The sequence below is a fragment of the Clostridium aminobutyricum genome (assembly GCF_017255415.1).
Classification (GTDB): domain Bacteria; phylum Bacillota; class Clostridia; order Peptostreptococcales; family Anaerovoracaceae; genus Aminipila; species Aminipila aminobutyrica.
The window spans coordinates 267,069-278,945 of the sequence record NZ_JAFJZZ010000003.1; the positions used below are offsets into that span (position 1 = coordinate 267,069).

10 protein-coding genes are annotated in these 11,877 nt (G+C 39.7%); 9 read left to right on the forward strand and 1 reads right to left on the reverse strand.

Annotation, left to right across the window (positions count from 1 at the left end; all coding sequences use genetic code 11):
- The first annotated feature begins 1 nt into the window (after position 1).
- The 4 genes from JYB65_RS09695 to yfcE are packed head-to-tail and all read left to right on the forward strand — an operon-like array spanning position 2 to position 3,260.
- A complete protein-coding gene (locus JYB65_RS09695) occupies positions 2-922 on the forward strand; it encodes an ABC transporter ATP-binding protein (RefSeq protein ID WP_206582463.1) in 921 nt (306 codons plus the stop codon).
- Position 923: 1 nt separating this feature from the next.
- Entirely contained in the window at positions 924-1,760 is an 837-nt protein-coding gene (locus JYB65_RS09700; protein ID WP_206582464.1) for an ABC transporter permease, read from the forward strand.
- Between the two features lie 52 nt (positions 1,761-1,812).
- A complete protein-coding gene (locus JYB65_RS09705) occupies positions 1,813-2,685 on the forward strand; it encodes a hypothetical protein (RefSeq protein ID WP_206582465.1) in 873 nt (290 codons plus the stop codon).
- A 29-nt stretch (positions 2,686-2,714) separates the two neighbouring features.
- Positions 2,715-3,260: a phosphodiesterase gene (gene yfcE / locus JYB65_RS09710; RefSeq protein WP_206582466.1), complete on the forward strand. Its 546-nt coding sequence runs from the start codon at positions 2,715-2,717 to the stop codon at positions 3,258-3,260.
- A gap of 183 nt (positions 3,261-3,443) precedes the next feature.
- On the opposite strand, the gene JYB65_RS15120 is transcribed toward yfcE, so the two are convergent.
- On the reverse strand, positions 3,444-4,364 hold the full coding sequence (locus tag JYB65_RS15120) for a hypothetical protein (protein WP_280634493.1): 921 nt from the start codon (positions 4,362-4,364) through the stop codon (positions 3,444-3,446).
- Positions 4,365-5,004: 640 nt separating this feature from the next.
- On the opposite strand from JYB65_RS15120, the gene JYB65_RS09720 reads away from it, so the two are divergent.
- From JYB65_RS09720 to JYB65_RS09740, 5 genes are all read left to right on the forward strand, one after another.
- A complete protein-coding gene (locus JYB65_RS09720; RefSeq protein WP_206582467.1) occupies positions 5,005-6,942 on the forward strand; it encodes an endonuclease MutS2 in 1,938 nt (645 codons plus the stop codon).
- A gap of 138 nt (positions 6,943-7,080) precedes the next feature.
- Entirely contained in the window at positions 7,081-7,551 is a 471-nt protein-coding gene (locus JYB65_RS09725) for a peroxiredoxin (protein ID WP_206582468.1), read from the forward strand.
- A 29-nt stretch (positions 7,552-7,580) separates the two neighbouring features.
- Positions 7,581-8,147 carry a DUF1697 domain-containing protein gene (locus JYB65_RS09730; RefSeq protein WP_206582469.1) on the forward strand — a complete coding sequence of 189 codons (567 nt, stop codon included), beginning with the start codon at positions 7,581-7,583 and terminating at the stop codon, positions 8,145-8,147.
- A 394-nt stretch (positions 8,148-8,541) separates the two neighbouring features.
- Positions 8,542-9,702 (forward strand): tyrosine-type recombinase/integrase, encoded by a 1,161-nt coding sequence (locus tag JYB65_RS09735; protein ID WP_206582470.1) that lies wholly within the window; start codon positions 8,542-8,544, stop codon positions 9,700-9,702.
- 207 nt (positions 9,703-9,909) lie between these two features.
- Complete coding sequence (locus JYB65_RS09740) at positions 9,910-11,610, forward strand: HAMP domain-containing methyl-accepting chemotaxis protein (RefSeq protein WP_206582471.1); 1,701 nt, start codon at positions 9,910-9,912, stop codon at positions 11,608-11,610.
- Positions 11,611-11,877: the final 267 nt, after the last annotated feature.

Consider the following 11,877-nt stretch of genomic DNA (forward strand, 5'->3'; position numbering starts at 1 on the left):
AATGAATTCTATCATAGAAGTTAAAAATTTTACGAAAAGATATGGAGATTTCGTAGCTGTAAATGATATTTCATTTACAGTGGAGGAAGGGACTATTTTTGCTTTTCTGGGACCGAACGGTGCGGGAAAAAGTACAACGATCAATACGCTATGCACGATATTTGAAAAAACGTCGGGCACGCTTCTCATAGACGGAAAAGACGTCACGACACAAAAAAGTGAAGTCCGTTCCAGTATTGGCGTGGTTTTTCAAGATTCCACGTTGGATGCGAAAATGACGGTAGAGGAAAACCTTAAAATGCATTGCGTGTTTTACCATATTCCAAAACAGGAAGTAGAAGAGCGAATTCAATTTGTGTTGACGTTGGTTGATCTATTGGGTGAACGAAAAAAATTGGTCAGTGCGTTATCAGGAGGCATGAAAAGGCGTGTAGAGATTGCTCGGGGCCTCATTCATTATCCGAAGGTATTGTTTTTGGATGAGCCGACAACCGGCCTTGATCCGCAAACGAGAACCCATATTTGGGCGTATATTCAAAAGCTCCAAAAGGAGAGGAATATTACTATTTTTCTGACGACACATTATATGGAAGAAGCTGAAATTTGTAATAAGATTGCGATCATAGACGGCGGAGAGATTGTGGCTCATGATACACCATATGCGCTCAAAAAAGAGTACACAAAGGATAAAGCCTATATCAATACGAAGAATGAAGCGGAGCTGGAACGTTTACTCGCTCAATATGACTTGGAGTATGTCAAAAAAGACCATTACTATAAAGTGGATGCTGAAAATATTGAGTCCTTGATGCAAGTAATAAGCCTCCATAAAGAAGAGATCACCAGTATTGAAATAAAAAAAGGTACCTTTAACGATGTATTTTTAGAGATTACAGGAAGAAAAATCAGGGAGGAAGCGTAATATGAATACAGTATTTACCTTATGGAAAAGAGGATTGAAAGCCTTTGTCCGAAACAGGACAGGCGTGATCTTCTCGTTGATTTTCCCTTTTTTCTTTGTGTATGTCTTTGGGGCAATTTTCAAAAACCAATTTATTGAAAATCCCATTGCCTACATGCTTTCGGGCGTTATCATCAGTACCGTATTTGAAAGCTCATTGACGTTGGCCTCATCCACTGTGGATGACATGGTCAGCGGCTTTATGAAAGAAATTCTGGTTTCCCCTGCCAAACGGATTGCCGTGGCAGCAGGACAGCTGTTATCGGCTGCTACTGTTGCAACCGTACAAGGCTTGATGATTTTGGCCCTTGGACTATTTGTGGGAATCAAATTTACAACTTGGACAACACCGATCTTTGTCCTTTGCGCCATGATTTGTGTCGGGCTTGTTTTCTCTGGAGTAGGGCTATTTCTGGCAACCATGGTACGCAGCGGACAAACTTTTCAGATTATTAAAACCGCAGTCACTTTACCACTGACGTTTTTATCCGGCGCTTATATTCCGCTCGATATGCTGCCGCATACTTTAAAAGTCATTGCCTATTTTAATCCGATGACTTATGCCACCGCCTTTTTCCGTATGATTGTGCTGGAAAAAACGGACTTGTCCAATGCACAGCTGGTACGAGAAGGTCTGGCCATCGACATCAACGGCTTCGTGGTGACTCCGTTTCTGTCCTTTGTAATTATTGCGGCGATCGGTATCGTATTTTTGATTTTATCCGCTCATTCATTCGTTAAAACTGATTTCTCCCGTATGAGCAGAAGCGCAACGGATGCCAATGCGATATGGGGATAAAAGTATAAATTGTTCGTACAATTCATTTTGAAGTGAGAAAGGGGGCAGCCCGATGAAGAAATCACTATTTATTTTTTTCTTACTATTGATATTGCTTCAAGGAGTATCTGTAGTGGAATGTTTCGGAGCAGAAAAAACAGTACAGGTTTCTCTGCCGAAGTTTAATGTCCAGATAAATGGAACTGTTGTTAATAGTAAGACGGCGGAATATCCGTTACTGGTGTATAAGAATATAACTTATATGCCGATGACCTATGACTATTGCCATTTGCTCGGATTGGAAAGTAGCTGGACGAAAGAGGATGGATTGACGGTTTCTCTGAGCAATAGCAATACCGTTCCGACGGTGAACGAATACGCTTCAAGCCATAACAATTCGTCCAAGATGACTGCAACGATAGTAAATACGCCTATTACGATCAATGGTGCAAAGATCGATAACGTAAAAGAACCGTATCCTTTCCTTCGATACAAGGATGTGACATATTTCCCTCTTACCTTTAAATTTACAAAGGAAACGTTCAATATTTACCCTATCTTTGTGCCCGATATGGGACTGGGGGTGTATTCTGAAAACAAATTCTTTTATAAGTATTATCCGAAAGGCAGCAAGCTCCAGTATACCGATTTGCGGGTAAGTTCTATTTTATATGAGATGGTAGCCATCAACATTTCAGACGGAACGGGAATCTATCCTGCCAACAATGTGAAGGAGTATGACTTTTGGCGGCTAAGTGCGCCGCTCTCACCGAATTACAAGGATACCAAGTATTATGGATATCTACCCGATGAGAACGGAGGACTCCGGGCAAATGTGGATTCAAAGGTTACTCCATTTGGCTTTATAACCACTCAAATGAACAGCATAGACGACCCTAGTCCGGTTCAGGCAGACTTGAATTTTGCTGAATATTACAGCGAATGAGAGATGAATTATTTTCAACGGAGGAAGACATGAAATTATTTTTTATATCCGATATACACGGTTCCTTGCATTTTCTGAAAAAAGCATTGGAACATTTTGAACACGAAAAAGCAGACTTTCTTGTTATTTTAGGGGATGAGTTGTATCATGGCGCAAGAAATCCATTGCCCGAGGGCTATAATCCCAAAGAGGTGGCACTTCTTTTAAACACGTATGCGGAAAAGATTATTGCGGTAAGAGGAAACTGTGAATCGGAAGTAGATCAAATGGTGCTGGATTATCCCGTTATGGCGGATTACTCCATTATACTCCGTCAAGGAAGACGTCTGTTTTTAACACACGGACATATTTTCGGACCTGACAACCTGCCAAACCTCAGCGAAGGGGATGTGTTCCTATACGGGCATACACATATTCCTATTGCAGAAAAACGGGATAATATATATGTGATTAACCCGGGATCCATCACAATGCCGAAAGAAAACAACCCGCATACCTTTGGCATTCTGGAAGGTGATACCTTTATCATCCGAGATTTGGACAATACGATTGTGAAATCCATTCAGTTATTGTAATGGTGTAAGCGGATATTTAAAGTTTATGACATATAAAAGCCCTCTACTTTACAGTAGGGGGCAATTTTTATTGACTAATCTAATTTCTTAATAGTTAATTGTGCGCCGACAGAAGGAGGTAAATCGAGTGTACCCGTCAGACCGGTGGGGACGTCTATAATAGGAAACTGCGAAATAGGCCCTTTAATTACTTAATTGAACGACAGTTAAAGAACGATTCACATAACCTAAAATAGGAAAATCCGTACTAATATTCGCTCCGACTTCATCTCCTGCTGTTAAGGCTGCTTGAACGATAAACGTTGAACTACTCCTATTAGATATCTTAAAAAAAGTAGTAATATCGCTAAAAATCGGTGTACCATTAACTGTAATAATAGCATTTAGATATGGTTCATCTGGATCTGGATCAGTAGTGGCTTCAGCGTTAATAGATATCGATATTTGATAAATTCCACTTTCTCCTACCACTAATTCATTGCCTGATAGACTAACTGTGATAGTATCTGATAAAGGTCCAACTACATTAAATGGTATGGGTGTAAATGTTGCCCCAGGTGTCTCTACACTACTTCCTCTTAACGATCCAAAAGCTAAAACGGCTTCTCCAGTGGAACCCGTAGCACCAGTAGGTCCGGTAGGGCCTGTTGCGCCATCAGCTCCTGGTGGACCCGTTGGGCCTGTCGGACCTACTGACGGCACATCGTCTTCCACCACAACGAGAGTGGCCGTTACTGGAACTATAGATGAATAATAAACAACATTTGTGCTTGAATTGACTAGCGATACTGTGACTGGTGCGGCTGCGACCTCTATGATTCCTATACCAACCACTTCATCAGATTTAATAGGCGAGTTCCCCTCAAGAAAATCTCCTTGAGATGAAGATAAAGCAAAACCTGAACCGTTTGTGGATAGGGTGGTTTGTATGGCAACCCACCAATTTATAACATATCTTCCGGTTTCATTAAAGGTTATTACACCTGTTAATGAATCGTATGAGACATTTCCGGAAGAGAAAACAAGACTGTCAAAGATTACATTGTCGGAAACAGCTACAAAACCTGCAGAAGTCCGTTCTATTTGCAAGGCAATATCACTCATAGTAATTCTCCAATTTAGAAACATCAAAAAATACGGATTCCTCTTTCTTCTTAAAAGAATTTTTCCGCTGCTCATAAGCCTGTTTCGTTTTTGTGGCAATTATTGCCCTTATATTATATGCACAATCGGTTGATGTGTCGGTTCTGTAGACATTGTTTACAATTATAATGCAAAATGATATAATGAATGCAATTATTGATACAAGGTAGCATTCATTGAATCATCCTGCGGCGTGGCTTGTATGATATAATAATACCAAGATTTATTATGAAGGGATGGTGTCTTTTTGTTAAGTGTGTCTGTAGTTGCAGATTTCAACTAATGAATTAAATAGTTGAGAAAGGTTATCTTGTGAAGCGGGGATTTGCCTGCTTTATTAAGTGCACCTATTTTGCCTTGCAGATATACTTCCTAATAACAGCCATTTTGATTATACAGCATGGATTTACTTAAATTCATGTTTAGTGCTATTGATTTTGAAGTGTAACGAGGAGCTTGTTACACTTTTTATTTTTAACGAATCAAATTCTAATGGATTGAACCTTGCCCACAGGAGTATTCTGCTTATTTTTCAGAGCTTTGTTATGCTGAAATAAAGATAGTCTTTCTCTTGTGGGCATTTTTATTACGGAGGTTTGTTATGAATAAACATTATCATACATTGGAATTTAATCTGATCCTTGACCAATTAGCAAATTTAGCCTTTTCTCAAAAGGCAAAAGAAAAAGCTCTTCAACTAAAGCCCTTTCTAAGTGAGCGTGAATGCAATAAGAAAATGCAGGAGACTGCGAGTGCATTAAAAGTGATAGAGAGTTTGGGAACGCCGCCCCTTGCTTCTATGCCGGAGCTAAATACAATTTTAGAGCTGTCTCAGAAAGGCTTTATGTTGAACCCCGAACAGCTGCTAAGTATCTGCGCCTTTATCACTTCTTGCAAACGTATGAAAAATTATTTGAAGCGAGCAGAGTATGTGGATGAAGGTCTTTATGTTTATCACCGATCGTTTTTTTCCCTTGAAGAGCTTGATGAAGAAATTAGCTGTGCCATCCGAAACGGAATGGTTGACAGTGAAGCTTCCGCAGATTTACGTGGAATTCGCAGAAAGATTGAAACCATCCATTCGGCTGTGAAAGAAAAACTCGAAAGTGTACTTCGCAACAATAAAAATTGGTTTGAAGAAGGATATGTTTCTGTTCGAAACGGAAGATTTGTTTTACCGGTTAAAAACAAGTATAGAAATCAATTGGAAGGCAGTGTGATCGATAAATCCAATACGGGCGGCACGTATTTTATAGAACCCGCAGCAATTAGGAAATTGCAAGATGAGTTGGAATTCCTACAGATCGAAGAGGAGAATGAGGTTCGGAAAATTTTATATACGTTAACCGCCTTAGTAGATAGCTATATGAATGAATTGAAGATCAATATAGAGTGTATGGAAACCTTAGATTTCATGTTTGCAAAGGCAAAATTGGCTATAGAGATGAAGGCGATCTCGGTACCTGTTACGACGGAACGAAAATTAATCATGAAACAGGGACGTCATCCATTGTTAGAAGGGGATAAATGCATCCCGTTAGATTTAGAAATAGGAGGAGAGGTAAGCGGTATTGTGATAACAGGTCCGAATACAGGGGGAAAGACGGTAGCACTGAAAACAGTTGGATTGCTCTCCCTGATGGCACAAAGCGGGCTTCATGTGCCGGTTGCAAAAGGAAGCTTATTCTGTATGCACAGCAATGTTTTATGTGACATTGGGGACGGACAGAGCATAGCAGAAAGTTTATCTACGTTCTCTGCCCATATTACGAATATTATTGATATTTTGAAGAAGGTATCGCATGAAAGCCTCGTTTTGCTGGATGAATTGGGTTCGGGAACCGACCCGGCGGAAGGAATGGGAATTGCCATTTCTATCTTAGCGGAATTAAAGCAGCGAAACTGTTTATTCATTGCTACCACACATTATCCGGAAATAAAAGAGTTCGCCCAGAACACCGAGGGCTTGATTAATGCGAGGATGGAATTTGACAGGGAGAGCCTAAAACCTTTATATAAATTGCAAATCGGTGAAGCAGGCGAGAGCTGTGCCTTATATATTGCCAAAAGACTTGGATTTCCGGAGCATATGTTGGCAAGGGCAGAAAAAGAAGCCTACGGAAGGGAGACTATGGTAAATACAGCCGTGAATAACAGTTCAGATAAGATTCTAAAAGAAGAGGACAGTAAATCACAAATAGGTTTAACCAATAAAATCAAGAAGGATCTGATTCATCCTGCAGAACCGTCTCCAAGTGAAAAGTTCCAAATCGGTGACAGTGTAAAAATTTATCCTGAAAAAGAACTGGGAATCATTTATAAAAAGGCCAACGATATAGGGGAATTTGGAGTGCAAATAAAAGGGAAGAAACAGCTGATTAATCATAAACGAATTAAATTGCTGGTTCCTGCAAGTGAGCTCTATCCTGAAGGTTATGATTTTTCAATTGTTTTCGATACAAAGGAAAACCGTAAGGCACGACATGATATGGAACGGAAATATGCTCCGGGTACCGTCATCATTCATGATGAAATCTGAGAAGGAAAATATCCACAGCAGTCTTGTATTATTAATGAAAAATGTAAAAGCAACGAGAAGAATTGGCACTTGGGGAATAAAAGTATATAATAAGGGATAATTATCCTATAGGGACTATTTGTGAAAGGAGAGCTTACAATGTTAGAAAAAGGAATGATGGCACCAGACTTTATATTAATGGACAAGGAAGGCAAGGCGATTTCTTTAGCAGATTTCAGCGGGAAAAAAGTTGTATTGTATTTTTATTCGAAGGATAATACGTCCGGCTGTACGAAACAGGCCATTAACTATGCGGAAAAATTTAATGAATTTCAAGAAAAAGATGTAGTCGTGGTAGGAATCAGTAAGGACAGCGTTGGATCTCACCAAAAATTCGCGCAGAAATACGAGCTGCCGTTCATTTTACTTTCAGACCCTGAGTTGAAGGCCATCACTGCTTATGATGTGTGGAAAGAGAAGAAATTGTATGGGAAGGTAAGTATGGGCGTTGTTCGAACGACGTATATCATTGATGAAAACGGCATCATTGAAGCGGTGATGCCAAAAGTGAAGCCAGACAGCAATGCGGCAGATGTTTTAGATTATTTACAGAAGCAGGAAGGTATTTAATATGAAATATAATAGTGAGGGATAGAAGGATGACTATTTTTATAGCCTTGATACGCGGCATTAATGTAGGCGGAAAGCATAAAATTAAGATGGCTGATTTAAAGAGCTTGTTTGAGGAGATGGGACTGGTTCGTGTGGAAACCTATATCCAAAGCGGTAATATCCTATTTGAATCAGATGAAAATGAAGCTATGCTGCGAACCAGCATTGAGCATGAAATTGAAAAGAACTTCAAGATATCAACGGCTGTGATTTTAAGAACCGCCAGTGAATTAGAGCGGCTTATTCAAGATTGCCCTTTCTCCAAACAGGAGATAGACGATGCAGTATCATTGAATATGGAGGGTGAAAGTCTGTATGTTAACTTACTGAGCCACTTTCCTGATCAGGAAAAAATAGAATATCTGAATTGTTTTAAAAGTGAGAAGGATGATTTCAGAGTGATAAATCGAGACATTTATCTCCTGCTGAATCATAGCATTCGAACTTCCAAACTGGCAAACAATCTACAAAAACTGGATATTCCAAGTACTATGAGAAATTGGAAAACGTTAAGTAAACTGCTGGTATTGACAAAAACCAGAACGAATTTATAACGCTATAACAAACGCATATAGTTCGAATCCGCAGCAACGATAAGTCAAAGATAAAAGACTTGCAGTCTGATTTTATACTGGAATATCAATAAACCGAGTGCTTGAAAAAAATCAAGATATAAAAACGGTTGTATTTCCTTACATGAAGATACAACCGTTTTTTCAATTTTTTGCCAAAAAAAGGCCGCAGTTTAATTAGAACTATGACCCCATAATAATATATATATCGACATTTTTTGATTATATATTAAGCTAATATTACTTGTCAAATTGAAAAAGACGGCCTTTAGCGTGAATTTCGACGCATTTATATGGTAAATAAAGGAAAATTACCATATAAAACTGCTTAATCGCCGTCAGTTTTAACGTCATTTTTTGAAAGGAGTATCATGAAATGCCACGTAGAGGTGAAAATGTTTATAAGCGTAAAGATGGTCGATGGGAGGGGCGCATATTAAAGTCCGAAGGAAAATACCAATATGTTTACGCTAAAACTTATAAAGAAGTAAAAGAAAAGATGAAAAATTATAAAGAACATCTAAAAATTCGTGAAAGAAAGCTGCCTGCTCAGACTACAAGTGCAGCTGAATTATTTGAGGTTTGGTTAAATAGCGACATTTCGAAGCAAGTCAAACCATCCACTTATGAAAACTATTACAGTTGCATAAAAAAATATGTAATCCCCTTCTTTAGAGATTCGGGAACAGACCGCATTACGGAGCTTTCAGTAGCAAAGTTTGTAAAGTCTATTAAAGACAATGGGTCACTCGCTGAATCGTATAAGAGAAAAATCCTTACTATTTTTAAAACAGCATTGAAAGAGGTGTTAAAGGGTTCAGAAAGGTATGCTGCCGTAATGGAAGTGGTTAAAATGCCAAAAACAAAAAACTCAAACGTACAGGTTTTTTCCATTAACGAGCAAAGACTTATTGAAAATACTGCCCTCCGTGCAGAGGATCGACGGGCACTTGGAATCCTGCTATGCTTTTACACAGGGATTCGTCTAGGCGAGCTTTGTGCTTTAAAATGGTGTGATATCGACTTCGAAGCAGGAACCATGTCCGTCATGAGAACAGTTTCCCGCACTAAAAACTTTCAGCAAGAAAAAAACAAAACGGTGCTATTGGTCGGTACCCCCAAAAGCCATAAATCGGCCAGAAAAATTCCTCTGCCTGATTTTTTGCTGAAATTATCTGAACAGTTTAAGCTCCGTGTGGAGGAAGAAAATTGTTATATCCTTTCCGGATCGAGTATGCCGATTGATCCAAGAACGTATCAAAAACTGTATAAGAAAATATTGGTTACGGCAGGAGTGAAGGACCACAAATTTCATGCCATCCGGCATACCTTTGCCACAAGGGCGCTGGAATTGGGGGTTGATATTAAGACGCTTAGTGAAATACTGGGACATTCCAACGTTTCCATAACCCTCAATATTTATGCGCACTCTCTCATGGAACAGAAAAAAATAGCAATGGATAAACTCAATTCGATGCATATTACGCATATGAAAGCCGCTTCATTCGTCGTCGCAGATTCCGTCGCATCTGTCTGAAATACCGGTAAATCAATGTTTTAAGGCAGTGAAACATAGTTCTAATTAAACTACGGCAGACTTGAAATAAGAGATTACCCTTAGTTTCCCTCATTCCAAGCCACTTATCCATTGTTTTTCGTACAATCAACCGACGAAAAGTTTTTTTAAGAGCAGAGGCCCGTGAAACAAGGCGAACGTAACGTCGAAAGGAAAGGATATGTGAACATGAAAAAGTGGTTTGAAAATCTGAGGATTTCAAAAAAATTGGCAATCGGATTTCTTCTTGTGTCTTTCTTAGGAATTATAATCGGTCTTACCGGAGTTATCAATCTAGTAAAGATGATTAATGATCAGCAGGAGACGTATGAGCAGTGTACATTAGGAATAGAATATTCTTACGAAGCGGAGAACAGCTTTTTAAATATCAGAACAGCAATAAGAAATTTATACATTTATTACGATACCGATAAGGCAACGTATTGTGAAGAGATTTCAGCCCAACTGGATAAGGTTGAAACGCAATTCAGTAACTACAGTAAAACAATAGCAGACAGTCAGGATCAAGAAAATTTTGAATCAATGGAAGCGGCCTATGAACCTTATGAGGAAGTAGTACATGAAATATTGGAAGCAGCACAGGCAGGGAAACCGGCTACGGAGATACTTGGCTTGATTGAAGATGCTGGACAAGTTACTAACCGTGCTACTCAAGCGTTTAATGACATTGTGAAATACAACGATGTAACGGCAGGGCAAAGGCTTGAGGCTGATAAAACATTTACGTGGATTTCAATATATATCATGATCGGTATCATACTCTTATCCTTTGCTATCTCTGTAACTCTTGGGTGGTACATATCCGGCTTAATTAGTAAACCAATGCAAAAATTCGCTGCGTTTGCTGAAATGCTGGCGGTTGGAGATATCGACGTGGATAAGATTACGGATGAGAAGGATAGGCTCTGGGTATCGAGAAAGGATGAGATAGGAACACTTGCCAATTCCTTTGACAGGGTGATTGTGAGTACCATTGATCAGGCACAAAAGATGCGGGCAATTGCGGCCGGTGATTTGACTACCAACATAACAGTCAGGTCAGAGTATGATGTTCTGTCGAAAGCACTGACCGTTTTGGTAGATAATCTCCACGAACTCGCAAGTTCCATTGTTTCGTCCGCCAATCAAGTAGATTCCGGGGCAAGGCTGGTCGCAGATTCCAGTACATCACTGTCACAGGGAGCAGCTGAGCAGGCCAGTTCAGTAGAAGAATTGACCGCTTCACTGGAGGAAATCACTTCCCAGACAGTTCAAAATGCGCGAAATGCACAAACCGCTGACGAGCTTACGAAGAATATTAAAGGAGATGCGGAAGCAGGCAGCGTACAAATGACAGAAATGCTAAGAGCCATGGATGAGATCAATGATTCGTCTGACAATATCAGTAAAATTATCAAGGTCATTGAGGACATTGCTTTCCAGACAAACATACTGGCTCTTAATGCAGCGGTAGAGGCAGCTAGAGCTGGGGAACACGGTAAGGGTTTTGCAGTTGTGGCTGAGGAAGTTAGAACGCTGGCAGCAAAATCCGCTCAGGCCGCAAATGAGACAACTGAATTAATAGAAGGCTCTATTCATAAAGTTGAAATCGGCACAAAAATTGCCAATGTGACGGCGGGTGCCCTTGATAAAATCGTTTCTGAAATTGCAAAAGCAACCGATATTGTCGGAGATATTGCTTTCGCATCCAATGAGCAAGCGGGCTCACTAGAGCAAATCAATCAGGGGATCATGCAGGTTTCGCGAGTGGTTCAGAGCACGGCAGCTTCTTCTGAGGAATGTGCAGCTGCGAGTGAGGAACTGTCCGGTCAGGCAGAAAAGATGAAGATGAGCGTCGGGATATTTAAGTTGAAAGGTGGCACCAACTGATAGGAGATCGTTGCTTAAGAAGCAATATCTTATATATTTCTCAACAGGCAGCATATGCGGCCATTACCAACACATGAGTGTAGGATAGTGGTATATCCGGTATCCTACACGAGCTCATTATGACATTATTTTTTGATAAGTGCTTAGATTTTTTGTCAATTAAGCCGCAGTTTACTTTAAACTGCGGCACCATTTTTTGAGTTATTTCGACTTATTTTGATTATATCTCATATGGAAAAATCTAGCAACACAAAAAATGGCTTATGG